Origin of the sequence: Serratia sp. CY52157 (genome assembly GCF_052168495.1) — a bacterium.
In the GTDB taxonomy this organism is placed as follows: Bacteria; Pseudomonadota; Gammaproteobacteria; order Enterobacterales; family Enterobacteriaceae; genus Serratia; species Serratia ureilytica.
In genome coordinates this window covers 249455-270805 of record NZ_JBJNMO010000003.1, presented here as the reverse complement: position 1 = coordinate 270805, position 21351 = coordinate 249455, and the positions used below count along the sequence as shown (strand labels likewise).

The following is a 21351-nucleotide window of genomic DNA, read 5'->3' as shown; positions in this document are numbered from 1 at the left end:
GGCTGGGATTATTTATTCCCCCTCCACCGCCTGCACCGCCGCCTTCTGTGTGGCGCGCTGATATAAGCACAGCTCCCTGCCCGGCTGGTTTTTCATAAACGGCTGCGGGTAGCGCCCGCCGATAAACAGCGCCGAATAGCCGACGTCATCACCGTAGTGAATAATATCCCCTTCCATCCTGGCGTTTTTTAGCCCGCTGGCTTTCAGGCAGGCGGCGCGCATCGCCCGTTCGCTCTCGGCCCACGCCTGTGGGGAAGACGCGGTGGCGTGGAACGCGGCCAGCGCGGCGATAAGCAACCCTATTCTCTTCATCGTTATCTCTCCTTCTACGGCCCGTCTCGCCAGTATAGACCGTGCCGCCCCTGCCAACCCGCCGCGCTCTTTACGGCATTTTTATTCCGCGCCCCGTTAACGTTACGGCGTTTTTACAGACAGTTTTTGCCGCCGCAGATACCCTTTTCACATCGCCGCTATGGCCTCACAAGAGAGTTGTCTCATGCGTTTATCCCTGCCTCTGGCCGTGACCGGTCTTCGTTCTGGAGCGCGCCATGCATTCTAATATTATCGGGTTCAATCCTCTGCTGGCAGAGCTGCCCGCATCGCCGACGCGCACCTTTCGCAAAGAGCTGGAACACTACCTGCAGCGCTATCCGGATACCGAACAGCTGGATATTTATCTGCACGATCTGAACGGCCAGCTGCGCGGCAAGCGCCTGCCGATCTCCGAAGCCTTTGGCCTGGAAAAAGGCTGCTACTTCCCGCTGTCGATCTACGCCCTGGATCTGCACGGCCGGGTGATTGAAGAAAGCGGGCTGGGGCAACGGGCGGGCGAGCCGGATCGGCTGTGCCTGCCGGTGCCCGGCACGCTGCGCCCCTGCGCGCGCGATCCCGAACGCCACGCCCAGCTGCTGCTGACGATGCAAAACGCCGACGGCGACGCCTGCGAGCTGGAACCGCGTGTGGTGCTGCAACGGGTGCTGAAGCGCCTGCACGAGCGCAACTGCTTCCCGGTGGTGGCGGCCGAACTGGAGTTCTACCTGCAGGATCCGCAGCGCCCCGCCGAGGCGGAAGCCTGCCCGACGCAGAGCTTCGCGGTGGATGCGCCCGAGCGCCACCATGCGCTGCTGAGCGACATCGAACGGCACGCGCGGCTGCAAAGCCTGCCGCTGACCGGCGTGGTGGCCGAAGCCGCTTCCGGCCAGTACGAGCTGAACCTGCATCACAGCCGGCGCGTGCTGGAAGCCTGCGACCAGATCATGGCGCTGAAGCGCCTGACGCGGCAGATTGCCGAGCAACATCACCAGCACGCCTGCTTTATGGCCAAGCCCTGCGCCCATGCCGCCGGCAGCGGGCTGCATTTTCACATCAGCCTGCAGAACGAGCACGGCGAGAACCTGCTGACCGGCGCGCCGGGCGAACTGAGCGACAACATGCAGCAGGCGATGGCGGGCATGCTGGCGCTGATGCCGGCGTCGATGGCGATCCTGGCGCCCAACATCAACGCGTTTCGCCGCTTCCGCCCCGGCATGCACGTGCCGCTGCGCGCCTCCTGGGGCCACAACAATCGCACGGTGGCGCTGCGCCTGCCCTGCGCCGACAGCGCCAACCAGCGCATCGAATACCGCCTGGCCGGCGCCGACGCCAACCCCTATCTGGCGCTGGCGGTAATGCTCGGCGGCCTGCTGCACGGGCTGGAACACCCGCTGCCGCTGCCGCCCGCCGCCAACGGCTGCGAGAGCGACAACGCCGCGCCCTTGCCGCTCGGCCAGCAGGAGGCTCTGGCGCTGTTCCGCCACAGCGATCCGCTGCGCGAACTGCTCGGCCCGGCGTTCTGCACCCTGTGGCACACCTGCAAAAGCGCCGAACTGCGCCGCTTCGAGGAACAGGTCACCGCCGCCGAACTCGGCTGGATGCTGTAACCGCCCACTGATTCGTTAACTTAAGGATAATCATGAATATGCAACCGCAACGGGCGCCCGCACAGCCGCTGCTCTGCTGGCGCAAAGGCGTTTTTCATATCAGCACCGATCGGCAGTTGTTGGATATCGACGCGATCCAGCGTTTTCTCAGCCTGCAGGATCGAGCGGCGGCGGAGCGCCTGGCGCGCCACGGCCTGTGCTTTGGCCTGTATCGCAAGCGCCACCAGCTCGGCTTCGCCCGCATGGTGACCGATTACGCCACCTTCGCCTCGGTGAGCGAACTGTTCGTCAGCGCCGAATACCGCGGCGTCGGGCTGGGAAGCTGGCTGGCGCGCTGCTGCCTGGCGCATCCGGCGTTGCGCGGCCTGCGCGTCACGCTGCCCGCGCTGCAAGCGCCCTGGCGCGCCGACTGCGCGGCGCACGCCCCGCGCGCCCTTCACTGATAAGGAGACCCCCATGTCTCGTTTGGTGCTGATTTCCAACAAGCAGTGCGACGGCAAGGATCTGGCCTGCGCCGGCCGGACGCTGGCGGCCGACGCAGAACCGGGGCTGTGGCTCGGCTGGAACGGCGACGTACAGAATTTCGCGCAGCGCCCGATCCACTGCCGTCAAGACGCCGGTTACGATCAGGTGACCTTCCCGCTGTCGATCGAAGAGTTCCGCCGCCACTATCAGGGCTACTACCACGACGGCCTGTGGCCAGTGTTCCACAACCAGCCGGAGAAGGCGCACTTCACGCCGGAAAACTACCGCGCCTACCGGCAGCTGAATCGCCGTTTCGCCGATATCGCCTGCGAACACCTGTGCCCGGGCGACATCGTCTGCATCGACGATTACCAACTGCTGCCCTGCGCCCAGGCGCTGAAGGAACAGGGGCTGCTGAACGACTGCGCGTTCTTTTTCCATCTGCCGTTCCCGTCGGCGGCGCTGCTGCGGCGCATCCCGGAACATCGCCAGCTGATCGCTTCGCTGCTGTTCTACGATCTGATCGGCTTTACCACCACCGACGATCGCAACGCCTTTCTCAACTGCCTGGCGGCCGAGTTTCCGCTGGAGATGCTGCCCGACGACCAGATCCAGGCCAACGGGCATCTCTTCGCCACCGGCATTTTCCCCGCCGGCATCAACGGCAGGCAGGTTTATTAATGTTACGGCGCGCGGTATTCAGGCGCGCCGTTTTATTTCGCCGCGATTTATTTTCACCGCATTTACCGCCATCAAAATAGGTTATTTTATCTTCTGAATATAGCGATTAAAAAATGAATATTCATCCTGTTACATATCAACCGTAAAAACCGCGCGCCGCCAATTGCTTTTTATTAGCAAAACACATTACCCTCTCCGTGCCATATTTAAACCGAGGAGGGCCCTATGGGCGATGAAAGTTTTAGTTTTACGCTAATGCTATTGGGCACCTTTCAGTAATGCCATCCACGTTGCATTCTGAAAGATACGGAATGCGGCAACCGCTCCCCTTCTGACGGCCTTTCCCGCTCTGCCTGCCCGCCCATCGCCTCGCTGCGAAAATAATGTTTGTCTCAACCGCTGTGGCGGTATTTATCTGATGTCGCCGGGCCTATTACCCGAGCGCCGACGGATTTCTTATGGGAAAAATAAGGTATTGCGTTATGCAAAATAACCGGGGTACATCTGTTTTCAGAAAGTCTTATTTAAATGACTTTATCGTTATCGCCATCGGCGTTTTCTTCATTGCCTTTTTTATTCGCGCGTGGGGCGACATGCACGGCGACTTCAATGAACAAAACGTCTCTGCCATTAGTCTCGATGCCTGGAACCTGCTTTATTATTCGCTCAGAACCAGCATGCGTTTTCTCCTCGGCATGGCCTGGTCGCTGCTGTTTTCTGTGGTGTTCGCCGTGCTGGCCGCGCGCTATGCGCCGCTGCGCCGGGTGATCTTGCCCTTCGTCAACTTTATGGAGTCGGTGCCGCTGGTGGGGTTCCTGACCTTCACGACCGTGTACTTTCTCAACCTCTACCCACACAGCGTGATGGGGCTGGAGTGCACCGCCATCTTCGCGGTGTTTACCGGCCAGGCCTGGAACATGATGCTGACGCTGTATCAGACGCTGCGCATCGTGCCCAAGGAGCTGGACGAAGCCGCCCGCAGCTTCAATTACAACCCGTGGCAACGTTTCTGGCGGCTGGAATTCATCTATTCGGTGCCGGGCCTGCTGTGGAACGCCATGGTGTCGCAATCCGCCGCCTGGTTCGCCCTGGTGGCCTCCGAAGCCATTCCGGTCGGCGATCGCTCGGTCGAACTGCCCGGCGTCGGCTCCTATATCGCCGAAGCGCTGGCGCAGCAGAACGTGCCGGCGATCCTGTATGCGATCGTCGCGCTGGCCGCCAACATCGTGCTGCTCGATCAGCTGGTTTTCCGCCCGCTGGTGCGTTACACCGCCCGCTTCAAATACGAAGACGTTACCGCCAATCGGGCGCTCGGCAATCCGTGGTTCTACAACAGTCTGGCCTTTTCGCACGTCGGCGCGGCGCTCGGCCGCACGCTGCGCGCGCTGGCTGATCTGTGGCTGTTCAAGCTGCCGCGGCTGTGGTACGCCCTCGGCCTGCACCGCCTGTTTCGCCTCGCCGCCAAAGGCAATTGGCTGTGGCGCAGCCTGTGGTATCTCGGCGTGGTGCTGGCCTGCGTCTGGTTCGGTTACCGGCTGTGGGAATACTTCCCCAAACAGTACTTCGCCATGCTGCCGGAGTGGATGCTGCTCACCACCGCGCGCGTGGCCGCGGCCATGCTGCTCAGCGTGGCGATCTTCACGCCGCTGGGGGTGTGGATCGGCCTGAATCCGCGCCTGGTGAAGATCTTCCAGCCGATCATCCAGATCCTGGCGGCCATTCCGCCCAACATTTTCTACCCGCTGATCGCCGCCTTCATCGCCATTTATCATCAGGATCTCGGCTGGTGGGCCATTCCGATGATCATGCTGGGCACCCAGTGGTACGTATTGTTCAACGTGATCGCCGGCGTTTCCGCCATTCCGACGCAGATCACCGAGGTCAGCGAAACCTTCGGGCTGCGCCGTTTCCGCTGGTGGCGCTACTACATGCTGCCGGCGATCTTCCCCTACATCGTGACCGGCATCATCTCCGCCGCCGGCGGCGCCTGGAACAGCGCCATCGCCGCCGAAGTGATCCAGTGGGGCAGCACCACCCTCAGCGCCACCGGGCTGGGCGCGTTCATTTCCGTCGTCACCGACGCCGGCAAGAACCCGGAGTCCGCACTGGGCTGCGCCGCGATGTGCGCGCTGGTGGCGCTGTGCATCATCTTCGTCTGGCAACCGCTGTATCGCATTGCGGAAACCAAATTCAAATATGACTGATCAAAGGGGGAACAACATGCTGACTCAAGACGTGATTATCAGCGCCCGTCGATTGAACAAGACGTTTATCGGCGAAAACAAGCGCCCCACCCCCGTGCTGCGCGACGTGTCGCTGACCGTGCACGCCGGCGAGTTCGTCACCATTCTGGGGCAATCCGGTTCGGGCAAGTCCACGCTGCTGCGCATGCTGGCCGGGCTGATCCCGCCGGACAGCGGCACGCTCACCCTGGCGGGCAAACCGGTCTGCGGCCCGAGCGCCAACGCCGGCATGGTGTTTCAATCCTACGCGCTCTACCCCTGGCTGACGGTGTACGACAACATCGCCTTCGGCCTGCTGGCGCAAAAGCTGCCGCCGCAGACGATCGCCGAGCGGCTGGAGGCGCTGCTGCGCCTGGTGGGGCTGAGCGGCTATGAGCACGCCTGGCCGCGCGAGCTGTCGGGCGGCATGCGCCAACGGGTGGGCTTCGCCCGGGCGTTGGCGGTAGAGCCCGATGTCTTGCTGCTGGACGAGCCCTTCTCCGCCCTCGATATCTTTACCGCGCAAAAACTGCGCAGCGATCTGCTGGCGCTGTGGGGAGACAACCGGCTGCGCACGCGCGCCATGGTGATGGTGACGCACGACGTCGAAGAGGCGGTGCTGATGTCCGATCGGGTGCTGATCCTGGACGCGACCAGCAAACGGATCGATGACGAATTCAGCATCAATATTCCCCGCGCGGCGCGCAACCGGGACAGCCTGCGGCACCTCACCGATCGGATCCGCAGCTGCCTGTACAAAAAAATCGCGCGGGCGCAACCGGCCGGATAAGGCCGCATTTTCGTTAACTCAGGGTAGTGAAATGAAACATAAAAGCTTACTGATGGCGCTGGTCATCCTGATGCCGGCGGCCGCCGCCGGGGCAGAAATCGTCAATAAAGACGGCAATAAACTGGATCTGTACGGTCAACTGAACGGGGTGCATTACTTCAGCAGCGATGCCGACAATAACGGCGATCGCTCCTACACCCGTTTCGGTTTCAAAGGCGAGACGCAGATCGCCGACGGGCTGACAGGGTATGGCCAATGGGAATATCAGGCGGGGCTCGATCAGCCGGAAAGCGCCGGGCCGGGCAATAGCTATACCCGGCTGGGCTTCGCCGGGCTGGCGTTCGGCCGCTGGGGCAGCCTGGACTACGGCCGCAACTACGGCCTGCTGTATGACGTGGCCGGCTGGACGGACGTGCTGCCCGAATTCGGCAACGACAGCTACGAAGCGGCCGACAACTTCATGACCGGCCGCGCCAACGGCCTGCTGACCTACCACAACCGCGGCCTGGGCGGGCTGTTGGACGGTCTGGATCTCGGCCTGCAATATCAGGGGAAGAATCGGGGGGACGACACTCTGCGGGCGAAGGATATTCAGACGCAAAACGGCGATGGCTACGCCTTTTCCGCCACCTACGACACCGGCGCGGGGCTAAACTTTGGCGCCGCCTACGCCAACTCTGCGCGCACCCTGGCGCAGCAGCGCTTCGGCCTGGCTGACGGCGATCGCGCCCGGGCCTGGACGCTGGGGCTGAAATACGATCTGGACAACCTCTACCTGGCGGCCAGCTATGCGCGCACCGAAAACATGACCTATGTCGACGGCGATCGCTACGCCGGCTTCGCCCCCCGCGCGGACGCCGTCGAGGCGGTCGCGCAGTATCACTTCGATTCCGGCGTCACGCCCTCGGTGGCCTACCTGCAAACGCGCGGCCGTAACCTGCCCGGCATTGGCGACGCCGATCTGGTCAAATACCTGGATCTGGCGCTGAACTACAGCTTCAACGCCAATATGTCGACCTACGTGGAGTACAAGCTCAACCTGCTGCAACGGCAGAACGCCGTCGGCGCCGGCGCCGACGACATTGTCGAAACCGGCATCATGTATCAGTTCTGACCCGATACCGGCCGCAGCGCGCGCTGCGGCCGGTTCATTATTTGTCTTGCGCCCGCCCTGTTATTCTCTCGTTTAATTCAGGTTTATATTTCCATAAAATAGCGCCTATATTCACTCTCATGATTTTCGTTGACGCTCCGTTTAATAAATAAAGAAAAACTTTCCCGTATTCATATTAAATTACATTTTGCCGCGATAATTCCGCCTAACCACATTGAATCACAGGCAATATCACGCGTATTATGGCCACACGAAAAATAACGGGGAAATGATATGGACGGCGACAGTTGGTTGTTTATTTTATTGTTGGAATCGCTGAGGTCACAGGAGCAATAGTCATCCCATTGCATCCTGAAAGTGTCAGGATATGCGTCAGTTACCACATCCCTTCGCTTTACCCCTTCAGCGCATGGCCTCCGCGCACGCCGCTCCGGCGCGCCTGACAGGCTAATCCTTCCAGCATACGCTTATTAACAGTCCGATAACGCTCAGGCTTATTTGCGCTCGCATTTATTTTACCCCTGCGCGGCGATAACTATCGGCCATTTTTCCATGCTCATATTTTTAATTGAGTGGAGAAACATCATGATGGTAAAAAAAACCACGCTGCTGACGGTTAATAACGTCAGCAAAAGCGTTCAGCCTACCGGTAAAGAAAAACGCCTGGTGCTGAATGAAATCAACCTGCGCCTCTACGATAACGAGGTCGTCAGCATTTTGGGGCAGTCCGGCTCGGGCAAATCCACCCTGCTGCGCATACTTTCCGGCCTGATCGCGCCGGATCTGGGCACCGTGATGCTGGGGGATAAAAAAGTCTCGGGGCCGAATCCGCAGATCAACATGGTGTTCCAGACCTTCGCCATTTTCCCGTGGCTGAACGTCTACCAAAATATCGCCTTCGGGCTGCAGGCGCAGGATCTGCCGCCGCAGGTGGTCGAAACCCAGACGCAGAAAATGCTCAATCTGGTCGGGCTCGCGCCCTACCGCGACGCCTACCCGCGCGAGCTTTCCGGCGGCATGCGCCAGCGGGTCGGCTTTGCGCGCGCGCTGGCGGTAGAACCGATGCTGCTGTTGCTGGACGAGCCGTTTTCCGCGCTGGACGTCTATACCGGCGAACACCTGCGCAGCGATCTGCTGCGCATCTGGAGCACGCGCCAGATCAAAACCCGCTCCATCGTGCTGGTGACCCACAGCGTAGAGGAAGCGGTGATGATGTCTGATCGCATCCTCCTGCTGGGCGCCGGCACCCTCGACGGCTGCTATCACATCGCGCAGCGCCGCGAGACGCGCACCCGCGAGGGGATGCAACCGCTGACGGACAAAATCAGCGAGACGCTCAGCCGGCAGATCGCCGCCGCGCACTGAGCGCCGCCCTGGCCTGGCGGGACGGATCCCGCCAACTTAACTACCTGTTTATCAAGAGTCACCCCGCCACGGGTGGCTCATGATAAGCGGATAATACATCGAGTTATTATCATGCATTTCATTCATACACTGCTGACGCTGCTGACCGCGTCCGTCCTGGGCGCCGCCATCGGCTATGAAAGACAATTCCGCCAGCGCACCGCCGGGCTGCGCACCAATACGCTGGTGGCCACCAGCGCGGCGATCTTCGTCCACCTGGCCATGACCATCGACGGCAGCGGCGGCGCGGTGCGCGTCATCTCCTACGTGGTCTCCGGCGTCGGCTTTCTCGGCGCCGGGGCCATCATGAAAGAAGGGATGAACATCCGCGGCCTGAACACCGCCGCCACGCTCTGGGGCTCCGCGGCGGTCGGCGCCTGCGCCGGCTGCGGCCTGTACGGCGATGCGCTGGCCGCCACGCTGTTCGTGCTCGCCGCCAACACCCTGCTGCGCCCGCTGGTCAATATGGTCAACAAACAGCCCTTCAATGACGTTAACGGCGAATCCACCTACCAGATTTGCGTCATTGCCTTCGAGCATGAACAGCGTGAAGCGCTGGCCAAATTCAAACAGGTGCTGCAAGGAGAAAACTGCTTTATCTCGCATCTGGATATCGAACCCTTTGGCGACGACGACGTGGAGATCACCGCCACGCTGATGCCGGCCTCCGTCACCACGCCGGTGCTCGACCAGACCATCAATAAACTGCTGAACGACAGCATGATGAAACAGGCCTATTACAGCCGCATCGCCGGCTCCGGCTAATGCCGTTCACTTCCAGGGAGATCCACCATGAAAACCATGCCAAAACTGGCTCATCTGACGATGTTCAAAGACATCGTTCACTGCGGAAGTTTGCACGATGCCGCGAAAAAACTGGCCGTCTCGCAACCGACGCTCAGCCGGGTGCTCAAAGAGCTGGAAATGTCCATCGGCGCGCGGTTGCTGGAGCGCAGCAACCGCGGCGTGCGCCTGACGGCGGTCGGCGAGCTGTTTTACCGGCGGATAGACGCCGCCACCAATCAGTTGCTCAGCGCGTTTGACGAGCTGCGCGGCATGAGCGCCGGCGGCGAGAAGCGCCTGCGGGTGGGGATGAGCGTCGATCCGCTGCTGTGCTACCTGCCCCAGGTGCTCGAAGGCTTCAACCGCCGCTACCCGCATACCCGGGTGACGGTGGTGGAAGACGGCCCGGAAGGCCTGCTCGCCCGACTGAGAAACTGCGAGCTGGATTTGGCGGTCAGCAGCCTGAACGGCGCGGCGGGCGGCGCCGATCTGGCCATGCAGGCGCTGAAGAGCGAGCGCTTCTCGCTCTATCAAGGGGGCGACCTGACCGCCGCCGGGCAGCCGCCGGCCGAAGCCAAATGGGTGGTGCCGCGCTCCTGCTCGGTGGGACACGCCGCCATCCGCGAGATCGCCGAGCGTTACACGCCGCACGGCCAGATCGTCGAGACCGACTCCTTTCTGGCGACCTGGTGCCTGGTCAGGCAGCAGGGCTATATCGCGCTGCTGAGCGATCGGGTCGTCGCGCACTACGCCCCGCAGCTGCACCTGCAGAAAATCCCGACACAGGGGATCGACATCAGCGCGCGCTTTTATGTCTTTACCCGCCATGAGCCGGCCACGCCGCCGCTCAGCGCCGCCTTTATCCACCTGCTGCAAACCCTGCAAACGGGTTGAACGCTCAGGCCGCCGCCCGCTGGCGCTCCAGTTCGCGCACCAGCGGGATCACTTCACGGCCGAAGTACTCCACCTCTTCCTGGAAGTGCAGAAACGCCAGCAACAGCAGATCCACCCCGGCGTCTTTCAACGCGATGATGCGCTCGGCGATCTGCTGCGGCGTGCCGATCAGGTTGGTTTTAAAGCCGTCGTTATACTGCACCAAGTCTTCGAAGGTGGACTTGGCCCAGTTGCCCTCGCCCTCGGGCGAGGCCGCCCCGGCGTTCTTCACCTCGTGCCCGAAGCCCTGCACCGCCTCCGGGTTGGCGTGATCGATGATCTCCTGCAGCACCGCCTGCGCCGCCTGTTCGCTCTCGCGGGCGATGACAAAACCGTTCACCCCCACCTTCACCCGATGGTGATTGGCCTGCGCCTTGCTCTGGATGTCCTCCACCTGCCGGCGAATGCCCTCCACGCTGTTGCCGTTGGTGAAATACCAGTCCGAGACCCGCGCCGCCATGTCGCGCGCCGCGCGTGAGCTGCCGCCCTGGAAAATTTCCGGCAACGGCGCCAGCGGCTTCGGCTTCAGCGAGTAGTCGCGGAAACGGTAGAAATCGCCGGCGAAGGTGAAACTGGGCTCAGTCCAGATGCCGCGCAGGCAGCGGATAAACTCTTCCGAACGCAGGTAGCGCTCCTCATGATCCAGCCACGGCTCGCCGATGGCCTTGAACTCGCCGCGGAACCAGCCGCTGACAATGTTCACCGCGATGCGCGCGTTGGAAAGATGGCTGATGGTGGCGATCTGTTTGGCCGCCAGCGTGGGGTTCCACGGCCCCGGCAGCAGTGCGGCGATCACTTTCAGCTTTTCGGTGGCGTCCAGCAGGGCCTGTGAGAACGACACCGACTCGTGCTGGTTCTCCGCGCCGTAACCGGCGGTGAAGCGGATCTGGGTAAGCGCGTAGTCGAAACCGGCGCGCTCGGCGATCTGCGCCAGCTTGCGGTTATAACCGATGTCCCAACCGGTGCGCTGCGGGATATTGCTGATCACCAGGCCGCCGGAAACGTTCGGCACCCAGTAGGCGAACTGAATCGGCTGCTGCGAGTGGTTTGCTGCTGACATGCTTCTCTCCCTCTGACCGTCGGCGCCGTTATGCGGCGCGCATATAACCATTATTGATTTCCAAATATTGAAAACCTTGTTTTGGTTATAAATCCGATAGCAGGATGCGTGCCAATCGCCACGTTAAGGCATCTGGCTGAAAAACCGGGCGTTTAAAGCCGACGGGTGCGGGCGGGTGCTGCATTGGCAACAGCGGCTGACGGGCGGTTGTTGGTTATGCAACAAACCGCTCACCCCGCCAATCCAACCGTTCACCCGGCGGATCTGACCGCTGACCGAAATACGCCTGTCTTCCCCCCTTACCCCCGGCGATGATGAGCTGTTCCTAAACCCGCCTTACCTCGGGAAAGACGCTACGGCTCACCGCGCCACTCTGACATCTCTTACAAGCGGATGAGTTCATTCATATTTTGCAGACTGGAATTAAGGATACCTCATGAAACGAGAGGGGATTTTAAAGCACATTCCGTGGATGCTGCTGGGGATACTCGGCGCAGCCTGCCTCGGCGTGGTGGCGCTGCGCCGCGGCGAACACATCAGCGCGCTGTGGATCGTCGTCGCTTCGGTGGCGGTGTATCTGGTGGCCTACCGCTACTACAGCCTGTACATCGCCACCAGGGTGATGAAACTGGACGCCGGCCGCGCCACCCCGGCGGTGGTCAACAACGACGGCCTCAACTACGTGCCGACCAACAAGAACGTGCTGTTCGGCCACCACTTCGCCGCCATCGCCGGCGCCGGGCCGCTGGTGGGGCCGGTGCTGGCCGCGCAGGTCGGCTACCTGCCCGGCACGCTGTGGCTGCTGGGCGGCGTAGTGCTGGCGGGGGCGGTGCAGGACTTTATGGTGCTGTTCATCTCCTCGCGCCGCAACGGCGCCTCGCTCGGTGAGATCATCAAAAAAGAGATGGGGCCGATACCGGGCACCATCGCGCTGTTCGGCTGCTTCCTGATCATGATCATCATCCTGGCGGTGCTGGCGCTGATCGTGGTGAAAGCGCTGGCGGAAAGCCCGTGGGGCGTGTTCACCGTCTGCTCCACCGTGCCGATCGCGCTGTTTATGGGCATCTACATGCGCTACCTGCGCCCCGGCCGCGTGGGTGAAGTGTCAATCATCGGCATCGTGCTGCTGGTGGCCGCCATCTGGTTCGGCGGCGTGGTGGCGCACGACCCGTACTGGGGCCCGGCGCTGACCTTTAAAGACACCACCATCACCTTCACGCTGATCGGCTACGCCTTCGTCTCCGCTCTGCTGCCGGTGTGGCTGATCCTGGCGCCGCGCGACTACCTGGCCACCTTCCTGAAAATCGGCGTGATCGTCGGGCTGGCGATCGGCATCGTGATCCTCAACCCCGAGCTGAAAATGCCGGCGGTGACCCAGTTCGTCGACGGCACCGGCCCGGTGTGGAAAGGCACGCTGTTCCCGTTCCTGTTCATCACCATCGCCTGCGGCGCGGTCTCCGGCTTCCACGCTCTGATCGCTTCCGGCACCACGCCGAAGCTGCTGGCCAATGAGACCGACGCGCGCTTTATCGGCTACGGCGCGATGCTGATGGAGTCCTTCGTCGCCATCATGGCGCTGGTGGCGGCTTCCATCATCGAGCCGGGCCTGTACTTCGCCATGAACACCCCGCCGGCGGCGCTGGGCATCACCATGCCGGATCTGCACCGCCTGGGCACCGAAGACGCGCCGATGATCATGGCTTCGCTGAAGGACGTGACCGTGCACGCGGCGGCGGCGGTCAGCTCCTGGGGCTTCGTCATCAGCCCGGAACAGATCCTGCAGACCGCCACCGACATCGGCGAACCTTCGGTGCTGAACCGCGCCGGCGGCGCGCCAACGCTGGCGGTGGGCATCGCCCACGTGTTCCACCAGATCATTCCGGGCGCCAACATGGGCTTCTGGTATCACTTCGGCATTCTGTTCGAGGCGCTGTTCATCCTGACCGCGCTGGACGCCGGCACCCGCTCCGGCCGCTTTATGCTGCAGGATCTGCTGGGCAACTTCGTGCCATTCCTGAAGAAAACCGACTCGCTGGTGGCCGGCATCATCGGCACCGCCGGCTGCGTCGGGCTGTGGGGCTACCTGCTGTATCAGGGCGTGGTGGATCCGCTCGGCGGCGTGAAGAGTCTGTGGCCGCTGTTCGGCATCTCCAACCAGATGCTGGCCGCCGTGGCGCTGGTGCTGGGCACCGTGGTGCTGATTAAGATGAAGCGCGCGCAATACATCTGGGTGACCGTGCTGCCGGCAGTGTGGCTGCTGATCTGCACCACCTACGCGCTGGGCCTGAAGCTGTTCAGCGACAACCCGCAGCTGGAAGGCTTCTTCTTCCTGGCCGGCGAGTACAAACGCAAAATCGCCGAGGGCGGCGCCGAGCTGAGCGCCCAGCAGATCGCCAACATGAACCACATCGTGGTGAACAACTACACCAACGCCGGGCTGAGCATTCTGTTCCTGCTGGTGGTGTACAGCATCATCTTCTACGGGGTGAAAACCGCGATGGCGGCGCACAAGAACCCGAAACGCACCGATCAGGAAACGCCTTACGTGCCGGTGCCGCAGGCGGCGCCCGCCGACGGCGTAACTGAGGGGGAGGTCAAAGTTTCGACCCAGCATTGATGTGATTTAACGGATACCCTGCATAATGAAATCAGTTATGCAGTACCGACATGAAAGCTAACCGGTACCCAAAGGATTTCGGGCCGCAGCAAGGCGGCAAGTGAGCGACAAATCGGTAGGGAACCGATTTGAACAGCGTTTGCGCTGGCCCAAAGGGTGAGCCTCAGGGATGAGGCTCATTAATCCCCAGGAGCTTACTCAAGTAAGTGACTGGGGTTCGGGAGTGCAGCCAACACCGCTGCGGTTCGAAAGACGAAGGGTAAGCAGGGTATTTGGGAGTAAGAAACTATGTTCGGAAATCTCGGCCAGGCGGGGAAATATCTTGGGCAGGCGGCGCGCATGTTGGTGGGCGTGCCTGACTACGATACCTACGTCCAGCACATGAAAGACAACCACCCGGACAAGCCGGTGATGACCTATAAAGAATTTTTCCGCGAGCGCCAGCAAGCGCGCTACGGCGGCGACGGCAAAGGCGGCATGCGCTGCTGTTAACCCGCAGTCACAAGGACCCGTATGAAACCCATCGCAGTTACCATCCTGACCGGCTTTTTGGGCGCCGGCAAAACCACCCTGCTGCGCCACATCCTGAACGCCGACCACGGCTATAAAATCGCGGTCATCGAGAACGAGTTCGGCGAAGTGCCGATCGACGACGCGCTGATCGGCGATCGCGCCAGCCGCATTACCACCCTGAGCAACGGCTGCATCTGCTGCAGCAAGTCCAACGAACTGGCGGACGCGCTGCTGGATCTGCTGGACGGCGTCGACAGCGGCCAGCTGGCGTTCGATCGGCTGATCATCGAATGCACCGGCATGGCCGATCCCGGCCCGATTACCCAGACCTTTTTCTCGCACGAAATCCTGTGCGAGCGCTTCCTGCTGGACGGCATCATCACCCTGGTGGACGCAGCGCATGCCGAGCAGCAGCTGAGCCAGTTCAGCATCGCCCAGGCGCAGGTGGGCTACGCCGACCGCATCCTGTTGACCAAAACCGACGTGGCGCCGGACTGCGAGGCGCTGATCCAGCGGCTGCAGCGGATGAACGCCCGCGCGCCGGTCTACAAGGTCACGCACGGCGATATCGATCTAAGCGTGCTGTTCGACATCGAAGGCTTCACGCTGAACGACAAGCTGAACCTGACGCCAGCCACCCCGTTGTTCCGCCGTATCCCGCAGCCACAGAGCGACATCCGCTCAATTGTCGTGACGCTGGAGCGCCCGCTGCCGCTGATGCAAATCTCCGACGTGATGGAAGGCCTGCTGCTGGAATACGCCGACAACCTGCTGCGCTACAAAGGCATTCTGTCTATCGAAGACGAACCGCGCCGCCTGCTGTTCCAGGGCGTGCAGCGGCTGTATAACGCCGACTGGGATCGGGAATGGCTGCCTGAGGAAGAGCGCAAGAGCACGTTGGTGTTTATCGGTGTGGATCTGCCGGAGGAGGAGATTCGGCAGCGGCTGCGTTGAGCCAGGAGAAGTGAACGCCATCGGATAGCGCTGGATGGGGGAAGTCAAAACGGCGGCAACCCGCAACGGGTTGCCTGACCGAAAACGTTATCTTTTGGCGAACGATTTAAGGAACCGCAGGTTCCTCACCAGCACAACGGCCAGCAGGACGCCCCAATAGACAAACAGCTCGTATTTCATTTTCTCGCCCGCCAGCGCGGAAGCCGACGCCCCCGCCAGACACAGGAAAGTGAAGAAATACATTTCAAAACGCGGCATGGTCTTCCAACTGATAATCGAGAACTCCGTTCTCAGGATCAGGAATGCCCAGAAGGCCAGGCAGGTGCTGACCGCCGCGCCACCGGCGCCGAAACGAGGCACCAGCAGTGCGTTGGCCGCCACGTTGATAATCAACGCGATCAAGGAAGCCAGCATGGTGTAACCGGTCTTTCTGCTCAGGCCGATGCCGACCGCCGTCGTTTCCGACAGCGTGAACAGCAAAGGGAAACCCAAGCTCGCAACCAGAATGTATTTCACATTCACGTAGTTAGCGGGCAAGACAAAGTCAACCAGCCAGGAAAATAGGCCCCCCAGACTGAACAGGCAAACCACGGCAATCAGCATGCACTGCGTGACCTTGTTGATCATCTGCTGCTCGCCGCCCTCGTTGGATTCCGCCAGCTTGTAGACCATCGGCGCCCAAACGGTAGAAAATACGCTTTGCAGAATGCTCGCCACGCCGGCGAAGCTGACCGCCACCGAGAAAATAGCCAACTGTTCAAAGCCGGAATAGGCTCGCACGAACATCCGATCGATGGTGGTTAGCCCCCAAAACGCCAGCCCGCCCAAAATCAGCGGATAGCCGAACTTGAGCATCGCTTTCAGTTTGCCGGCGTCCAGCGAACTGCGCAGCGCGGCGATCCAATCCGCCCGGGAAGACCACATCAGCATCAGCGACACCGCGATAAAACCGACGGCGTTCGCCACCACCAGCTGCATCAGCGTATGCTGGGTGAACAGGACATAGCACAGGCCGATAACGATCAGCGTCATCAGCTTGGGCATCAGTTGGCTGAGCGAAAACGCCATCCCCTTCTCCTGCATCCTGAGTATCAGGGACAGGAAACGGTTGATGAACGAAGCCAACAGAATCAGCATGACAAGCCAGCTTATCGCCGTGTCTTTCTGTTCGAATAGCAACGTGGACAAACTGCCGGGGAACAGCAGGAACACGGCGCTGATGATGACGATCATCAGCAAGCCGGGGAAAGCAACGTTCTTCAACAGCTGCCCGCGATCGGATTCGCCGTGGTATTCCCGAACGTAAGCCTGATCGAGCCCCAAACTGAAAAACAGCACGCAGAAAGACACGGCCACGTTCAGCATGCTGATTCGGCCTACGTCGTCCGCCGAAAACAGCCAGGTGATCACCGGCAGGGTCAACAATCCCAGCGCGGCATTACCGATCGGCCCGATAGCGAACGCCAGGATCTTGCGGGCGTTCACTCAAAGAACCTCACTACGCTTTCAATGACTTTATTCAGATCGGCATCGCTCATTTTGTAGTACAGCGGCAAGCGAACCAGTCTCTCGCTTTCGCGGGTAGTGTAGTTGTCTTCGCCGATGAAGGTGCCGAAGACCTTGCCCGCCGGCGCCGAGTGCAGCGGAATATAATGGAACACCGCCATGACGCCACAGGCCTTCAGGTGAGCGATGAACTGCGTTCTTTGCTCGATATCCTTCAGCTTCACATAGAACATATGCGCATTATGCTCGCAGTCCGCCGGGATGGTCGGCAACGTCAGCAGCCCTTTCTCCGCCAGCGGCGCAAAGCTCGCATAGTACTTGTGCCAGGTCGCCAGGCGGTTATCGTTGATCTCATCGGCCAGTTCCAACTGCCCCCACAGGCAAGCCGACTGCAGTTCGCCCGGCAGGAAGCTGCTGCCGAAATCGACCCAGGTATACTTGTCTACCTGGCCGCGCAGGAACTGGCTGCGATCGGTGCCCTTCTCACGCAGAATTTCGGCGCGTTTGATAAAGCGTTCGTCATTGATCACCAACGCGCCGCCTTCACCGCCGCTGGTGTAGTTTTTGGTTTCATGGAAGCTGAAAGCCGCCAGATGGCCTTTAACGCCGACGAAATCGCCTTTGTATTTGCTCATGACGCCCTGCGCGGCGTCTTCAACCACCAGCAGGTTATGTTGGTCGGCCAGGCGCATGATCGCATCCATATCGCAGGAGACGCCGGCATAATGCACGGGCACGATGGCTTTGGTTTTATCGGTGATCGCCGCAGCCACCAGCGCTGCATCCATATTCATGGTTTCAGGATGGATATCGACGAATTTGATTTTTGCGCCGCGCAACACGAAGGCGTTGGCGGTGCTGACGAAGGTGTAGCTTGGCATGATAACTTCGTCGCCCGGCTGGATATCGACCAGCAGCGCGGCGATCTCCAGCGCGGCGGTGCAAGACGGGGTCAACAGCGCGTGTTTGCACCCCAGCTTGTTTTCAAACCATTGCTGGCACTGTTTGCCGAACGGGCCATCGCCCGACAGTTTCCCATTCTCCAACGCCGCATTGATATATTGAATTTCGTTGCCGGTTACCGGTGGTTTGTTGAACGGTATCATGTTATCCCTTGTTGTCGATTCTGAATGCATGCCGAGGCGGTGAGCCGTGCGGCATCAGGAAGTAAAGACGGCCTTTAACTGCGCGGTCAGGTTCTCAGCGGAGAAATAGGCTTCGATTTTTTGCTCGTTGTCATCCTTTTCCGCCGCGCTCAAGCTGCGTAGCGAAAACGTTTGAAGATCCAATACCTGGATACCCTTTTCCTGAAAGAAATCCCACTGCGTGGTGCCCGGATTCAAGAACACCGTTTTTTTCAGCCCCAGCAGGGAAATGGTGTTGCCCATCGCCTGCTGGCGATGGTGATTGAACACCGCGATATCCACTTTCCCCAGCAGCGCCAGGTAGTGCTGGAAAGGCATAAAGTCGGTCAAGGGGACAAACTTCTCGCCAAAGCGCCGCGTGCCTTCGGCCACCACTTCTGCCGCATAGCGTTTATTGCCGTAGGAGAGCGGCACGACCAGTTCGATATTCTCGTTTTTGTAGGTTTCCAAAACGTCGAACGCGGCAAAATGATTATTGGTCGGATCGGCGGAATTACCCAGCAAAATGGTGGTTTTATCGTCCGCGTCCGCCGCACGTTCGCCGATGACGTTTTTCTTGTATACGTTACTGGTATACAGCAGGCACTCATGCCACCGGCCGGCGCAGCCGTACCACTTTTTAGCCAGCTCGTAATCGCCCTTGATGTAAGTGACAAAGTTGCCTATACGCTTGATGGCCGGGCGGCGGAGCAGCTCCGTCAGGCGCCATTTGAAGTTGCGCTTGCCGATTTGGTATTGGTAGAGATCGCCGCCCCACATGAACCAATAGCATTTCTTTAATACCCAGGGGGTCAACAGCAGCAGCAGCGCCATCTTGATGCCGTGGAAGCTGTGCAGAATCACCCGGTCGTGGCGTTGAATGGCCTTCATCAACTTCAGGGTCGGCTTGACGTTGCCGAACAGATCCGCCCCGAGATAATGAACGTTGTCCGCCGGCGGCAAAGCGAAACGCGCCTTATCGCCGTAAACCCAAAAGGTGTGCTCATCGGGATCGAATTTCTCATTCACAAATTCAATGAATGAAGGGATGAATTTATCCAGAGGACAAATATGTACAGTGCTCATATCCGCTCTATATGCAGGTTCGTCCAGCGCCCCGCCGCGCGCCGGATGTTCGGAGCACGACGGGCCGGGCCGGGGTTATTTTTCCGCGATCAGCTGCGACAGATACTGGCCATACAGCGTTTTGCCGAGCAGCTTGGCTTCGGCGGCCAGCTGCTCGCGCGTCAACCAGCCTTTTCGGTAGGCGATCTCTTCCAGACAAGCGACCTTGAAGCCCTGACGCTTCTCAATGGTATGTATAAACTGAGAGGCTTCGATCAGACTGTCGTGCGTGCCGGTATCCAGCCAGGCGAAACCGCGCCCCAGCAGCTCGACGTTTAGCGTGCCGCGCTCCAGATACATCTGGTTGAGAGTGGTGATTTCCAGCTCGCCGCGCGCCGACGGCTTCACCTGCTTGGCCATCTCGACCACGTGATGGTCATAGAAATAAAGCCCGGTGACCGCCCAGTTGGATTTCGGCACGGCCGGTTTTTCTTCCAGCGACAACGCGCGAAAGTTATCGTCGAACTCCACCACGCCGAAACGTTCAGGATCCATCACCTGATAGCCGAAGACGGTCGCCCCTTCGCTGCGCTTCACCACCGACTCCAGCTTGTTGCCGAAGCCCTGGCCGAAGTGAATGTTGTCGCCGAGCACCAGCGCGCAGCTGTCGCCGCCGATGAACGCTTCGCCAATGAGGAAGGCCTGCGCCAGGCCGTCCGGGCTCGGCTGGATTTCATAACTCAGATTGATGCCGAAACGGCTGCCGTCGCCCAGCAAGCGCTTGAAGGAGGGCATATCTTCCGGGGTGGAGATGATCAGGATATCCCGGATCCCCGCCAGCATCAGCACGGAGATCGGATAATAGACCATCGGCTTATCGTAAATCGGCAGCAGCTGCTTGGAAACGCCGCGCGTGATGGGGTAGAGACGCGTGCCGGAACCGCCCGCTAAAACAATGCCTTTCATGCTTCTTCCTTAAAAATCGATTAACGGGTCAAACCCAGACGTTCGCCGGCATAGGAACCGTCTTTCACCCGGCGCCACCAGGTCTCATTCGCCAGATACCATTCCACGGTTTTGCGAATGCCGCTTTCAAAGGTCTCCTGCGGCTTCCACCCCAACTCCGCATCGATTTTGGCGGCGTCGATCGCATAGCGCATATCGTGCCCAGGGCGGTCGGTGACAAAGGTGATGAGATCCGCATAATGCGCGATGTCGCCCGGTTTGTTCGGCACCAGCTCATCCAACAGCGCGCAAATGGTTTGCACCACTTCGATATTTTTGCGCTCGTTGTGGCCGCCGATGTTATAGGTTTCGCCCACCGCGCCTTCAGTGACCACCTTATACAGCGCCCGCGCGTGATCCTCGACGTACAGCCAGTCGCGCACCTGGGCGCCGTTACCGTATACCGGCAGCGGCTTGCCTTCCAACGCGTTCAGGATCGTTAAAGGGATCAGCTTTTCCGGGAAATGGTAAGGACCGTAGTTGTTCGAACAGTTGGTGACGACGGTCGGTAAACCGTAGGTGCGCAACCAGGCGCGCACCAGGTGATCGCTGGCGGCTTTGGAGGCGGAATACGGGCTGCTTGGCGCATACGGCGTGGTTTCGGTAAACAGATCGTCGGTGCCGTGCAGATCGCCATACACCTCGTCGGTGGAGATGTGATGGAAGCGGAACGCCTGCTTGCGCTCGGCGTCCAGGGCGTGCCAATACTGGCGAGCCGCCTCCAGTAAGGTGTAGGTGCCGACGATGTTGGTTTCGATAAAGGCGGCCGGGCCGTCAATAGAACGATCGACGTGGCTTTCGGCGGCCAGGTGCATCACCGCATCGGGCTGGAAGGCGGCGAACACGCGATCCAACGCCTGACGGTCGCAGATATCGACCTGCTCGAAGGTGTAACGATCGCTATCGGCGATCGGCGCCAGGGATTCGAGGTTGCCGGCATAGGTCAGGCTATCCAGCACCAAAATGTGATCAGCGGTATCATTGATAATATGGCGGGCAACGGCCGAGCCAATAAACCCGGCGCCGCCGGTAACGATAATTTTCATAGAATCCTCTAAAATACGCCGTGGTCATTTCATCGCCACATTGTTTTACATGCGCATAAAACGGCTAAAGGCCTTGTCGTGGGTAAACACCCTGCCGACCATCGAATCACAGCATTCCCCAATCCCGCGCGAGCAAGCCCCTAAAACCAA

Annotated in this window: 19 protein-coding genes; 12 read left to right on the top strand and 7 right to left on the bottom strand. The window is 60.4% G+C overall.

Going from position 1 to position 21351, the window contains the following annotated elements:
* Nucleotides 1-12 precede the first annotated feature (12 nt).
* Nucleotides 13-312: a hypothetical protein gene (locus ACJ8IP_RS15105; RefSeq protein WP_164106855.1), complete on the bottom strand. Its 300-nt coding sequence runs from the start codon at nucleotides 310-312 to the stop codon at nucleotides 13-15.
* Between the two features lie 236 nt (nucleotides 313-548).
* On the opposite strand from ACJ8IP_RS15105, the gene ACJ8IP_RS15100 reads away from it, so the two are divergent.
* The 9 genes from ACJ8IP_RS15100 (at nucleotide 549) to ACJ8IP_RS15060 (ending at nucleotide 10272) form a co-directional block, all read left to right on the top strand.
* Nucleotides 549-1919, top strand: a complete 1371-nt coding sequence (locus ACJ8IP_RS15100; RefSeq protein ID WP_413714905.1) for a glutamine synthetase family protein — start codon at nucleotides 549-551, stop codon at nucleotides 1917-1919.
* Nucleotides 1920-1951: 32 nt separating this feature from the next.
* A complete protein-coding gene (locus tag ACJ8IP_RS15095) occupies nucleotides 1952-2362 on the top strand; it encodes a GNAT family N-acetyltransferase (RefSeq protein WP_033651400.1) in 411 nt (136 codons plus the stop codon).
* 13 nt (nucleotides 2363-2375) lie between these two features.
* Nucleotides 2376-3065 carry a trehalose-6-phosphate synthase gene (locus ACJ8IP_RS15090; RefSeq protein WP_033641725.1) on the top strand — a complete coding sequence of 230 codons (690 nt, stop codon included), beginning with the start codon at nucleotides 2376-2378 and terminating at the stop codon, nucleotides 3063-3065.
* A gap of 482 nt (nucleotides 3066-3547) precedes the next feature.
* Nucleotides 3548-5269, top strand: a complete 1722-nt coding sequence (locus tag ACJ8IP_RS15085) for an ABC transporter permease (RefSeq protein WP_033641724.1) — start codon at nucleotides 3548-3550, stop codon at nucleotides 5267-5269.
* A 16-nt stretch (nucleotides 5270-5285) separates the two neighbouring features.
* Nucleotides 5286-6077 (top strand): ABC transporter ATP-binding protein, encoded by a 792-nt coding sequence (locus ACJ8IP_RS15080; RefSeq protein ID WP_033651402.1) that lies wholly within the window; start codon nucleotides 5286-5288, stop codon nucleotides 6075-6077.
* 31 nt (nucleotides 6078-6108) lie between these two features.
* On the top strand, nucleotides 6109-7191 hold the full coding sequence (locus tag ACJ8IP_RS15075) for a porin (protein ID WP_108680133.1): 1083 nt from the start codon (nucleotides 6109-6111) through the stop codon (nucleotides 7189-7191).
* A gap of 585 nt (nucleotides 7192-7776) precedes the next feature.
* Complete coding sequence (locus ACJ8IP_RS15070; protein ID WP_108680132.1) at nucleotides 7777-8556, top strand: ABC transporter ATP-binding protein; 780 nt, start codon at nucleotides 7777-7779, stop codon at nucleotides 8554-8556.
* Between the two features lie 111 nt (nucleotides 8557-8667).
* Entirely contained in the window at nucleotides 8668-9360 is a 693-nt protein-coding gene (locus ACJ8IP_RS15065) for an MgtC/SapB family protein (RefSeq protein ID WP_019453282.1), read from the top strand.
* Nucleotides 9361-9387: 27 nt separating this feature from the next.
* Nucleotides 9388-10272 carry a LysR family transcriptional regulator gene (locus ACJ8IP_RS15060; protein ID WP_033641720.1) on the top strand — a complete coding sequence of 295 codons (885 nt, stop codon included), beginning with the start codon at nucleotides 9388-9390 and terminating at the stop codon, nucleotides 10270-10272.
* A gap of 4 nt (nucleotides 10273-10276) precedes the next feature.
* Here the strand turns inward: ACJ8IP_RS15060 and sfnG are convergent, their stop codons facing one another.
* A complete protein-coding gene (sfnG, locus tag ACJ8IP_RS15055; RefSeq protein WP_025305137.1) occupies nucleotides 10277-11371 on the bottom strand; it encodes a dimethylsulfone monooxygenase SfnG in 1095 nt (364 codons plus the stop codon).
* Between the two features lie 436 nt (nucleotides 11372-11807).
* On the opposite strand from sfnG, the gene ACJ8IP_RS15050 reads away from it, so the two are divergent.
* The 3 genes from ACJ8IP_RS15050 to yjiA all read left to right on the top strand — a co-directional run bounded on the left by ACJ8IP_RS15050 (nucleotide 11808) and on the right by yjiA (nucleotide 15455).
* The gene (locus ACJ8IP_RS15050; RefSeq protein WP_046688159.1) at nucleotides 11808-13988 is read left to right on the top strand and encodes a carbon starvation CstA family protein; all 2181 of its coding nucleotides are present in this window, start codon (nucleotides 11808-11810) and stop codon (nucleotides 13986-13988) included.
* Between the two features lie 288 nt (nucleotides 13989-14276).
* Entirely contained in the window at nucleotides 14277-14480 is a 204-nt protein-coding gene (locus ACJ8IP_RS15045; protein WP_004953088.1) for a YbdD/YjiX family protein, read from the top strand.
* 21 nt (nucleotides 14481-14501) lie between these two features.
* Nucleotides 14502-15455, top strand: coding sequence for a GTPase (gene yjiA / locus ACJ8IP_RS15040; protein WP_164106852.1), 954 nt, complete (start codon nucleotides 14502-14504; stop codon nucleotides 15453-15455).
* A gap of 87 nt (nucleotides 15456-15542) precedes the next feature.
* Here the strand turns inward: yjiA and ACJ8IP_RS15035 are convergent, their stop codons facing one another.
* The 5 genes from ACJ8IP_RS15035 to rffG all read right to left on the bottom strand — a co-directional run bounded on the left by ACJ8IP_RS15035 (nucleotide 15543) and on the right by rffG (nucleotide 21201).
* The gene (locus tag ACJ8IP_RS15035) at nucleotides 15543-16940 is read right to left on the bottom strand and encodes a lipopolysaccharide biosynthesis protein (protein ID WP_099785710.1); all 1398 of its coding nucleotides are present in this window, start codon (nucleotides 16938-16940) and stop codon (nucleotides 15543-15545) included.
* The gene (gene rffA / locus ACJ8IP_RS15030; protein WP_033651409.1) at nucleotides 16937-18067 is read right to left on the bottom strand and encodes a dTDP-4-amino-4,6-dideoxygalactose transaminase; all 1131 of its coding nucleotides are present in this window, start codon (nucleotides 18065-18067) and stop codon (nucleotides 16937-16939) included. The genes ACJ8IP_RS15035 and rffA overlap by 4 nt, the downstream gene beginning before the upstream one ends.
* Before the next feature lie 54 nt (nucleotides 18068-18121).
* Nucleotides 18122-19171 (bottom strand): TDP-N-acetylfucosamine:lipid II N-acetylfucosaminyltransferase, encoded by a 1050-nt coding sequence (locus ACJ8IP_RS15025; RefSeq protein WP_442524442.1) that lies wholly within the window; start codon nucleotides 19169-19171, stop codon nucleotides 18122-18124.
* Between the two features lie 75 nt (nucleotides 19172-19246).
* Nucleotides 19247-20116 (bottom strand): glucose-1-phosphate thymidylyltransferase RfbA, encoded by an 870-nt coding sequence (gene rfbA / locus ACJ8IP_RS15020; protein WP_033651411.1) that lies wholly within the window; start codon nucleotides 20114-20116, stop codon nucleotides 19247-19249.
* Nucleotides 20117-20136: 20 nt separating this feature from the next.
* Nucleotides 20137-21201 (bottom strand): dTDP-glucose 4,6-dehydratase, encoded by a 1065-nt coding sequence (gene rffG / locus ACJ8IP_RS15015; protein WP_042783600.1) that lies wholly within the window; start codon nucleotides 21199-21201, stop codon nucleotides 20137-20139.
* Nucleotides 21202-21351 lie beyond the last annotated feature (150 nt).

What these genes read in the sequence shown, in the direction of transcription:
- ACJ8IP_RS15025 (WP_442524442.1), bottom strand. Translation starts at nt 19,171, where the DNA reads ATGAGCACTGTACATATTTGTCCTCTGGATAAATTCATCCCTTCATTC.
- ACJ8IP_RS15070 (WP_108680132.1), top strand. Translation starts at nt 7,777, where the DNA reads ATGATGGTAAAAAAAACCACGCTGCTGACGGTTAATAACGTCAGCAAA.
- rffA (WP_033651409.1), bottom strand. Translation starts at nt 18,067, where the DNA reads ATGATACCGTTCAACAAACCACCGGTAACCGGCAACGAAATTCAATAT.
- yjiA (WP_164106852.1), top strand. Translation starts at nt 14,502, where the DNA reads ATGAAACCCATCGCAGTTACCATCCTGACCGGCTTTTTGGGCGCCGGC.
- ACJ8IP_RS15080 (WP_033651402.1), top strand. Translation starts at nt 5,286, where the DNA reads ATGCTGACTCAAGACGTGATTATCAGCGCCCGTCGATTGAACAAGACG.
- ACJ8IP_RS15065 (WP_019453282.1), top strand. Translation starts at nt 8,668, where the DNA reads ATGCATTTCATTCATACACTGCTGACGCTGCTGACCGCGTCCGTCCTG.
- sfnG (WP_025305137.1), bottom strand. Translation starts at nt 11,371, where the DNA reads ATGTCAGCAGCAAACCACTCGCAGCAGCCGATTCAGTTCGCCTACTGG.
- ACJ8IP_RS15060 (WP_033641720.1), top strand. Translation starts at nt 9,388, where the DNA reads ATGAAAACCATGCCAAAACTGGCTCATCTGACGATGTTCAAAGACATC.
- rfbA (WP_033651411.1), bottom strand. Translation starts at nt 20,116, where the DNA reads ATGAAAGGCATTGTTTTAGCGGGCGGTTCCGGCACGCGTCTCTACCCC.
- ACJ8IP_RS15075 (WP_108680133.1), top strand. Translation starts at nt 6,109, where the DNA reads ATGAAACATAAAAGCTTACTGATGGCGCTGGTCATCCTGATGCCGGCG.
- ACJ8IP_RS15105 (WP_164106855.1), bottom strand. Translation starts at nt 312, where the DNA reads ATGAAGAGAATAGGGTTGCTTATCGCCGCGCTGGCCGCGTTCCACGCC.
- ACJ8IP_RS15090 (WP_033641725.1), top strand. Translation starts at nt 2,376, where the DNA reads ATGTCTCGTTTGGTGCTGATTTCCAACAAGCAGTGCGACGGCAAGGAT.
- ACJ8IP_RS15095 (WP_033651400.1), top strand. Translation starts at nt 1,952, where the DNA reads ATGAATATGCAACCGCAACGGGCGCCCGCACAGCCGCTGCTCTGCTGG.
- rffG (WP_042783600.1), bottom strand. Translation starts at nt 21,201, where the DNA reads ATGAAAATTATCGTTACCGGCGGCGCCGGGTTTATTGGCTCGGCCGTT.
- ACJ8IP_RS15100 (WP_413714905.1), top strand. Translation starts at nt 549, where the DNA reads ATGCATTCTAATATTATCGGGTTCAATCCTCTGCTGGCAGAGCTGCCC.
- ACJ8IP_RS15050 (WP_046688159.1), top strand. Translation starts at nt 11,808, where the DNA reads ATGAAACGAGAGGGGATTTTAAAGCACATTCCGTGGATGCTGCTGGGG.
- ACJ8IP_RS15085 (WP_033641724.1), top strand. Translation starts at nt 3,548, where the DNA reads ATGCAAAATAACCGGGGTACATCTGTTTTCAGAAAGTCTTATTTAAAT.
- ACJ8IP_RS15045 (WP_004953088.1), top strand. Translation starts at nt 14,277, where the DNA reads ATGTTCGGAAATCTCGGCCAGGCGGGGAAATATCTTGGGCAGGCGGCG.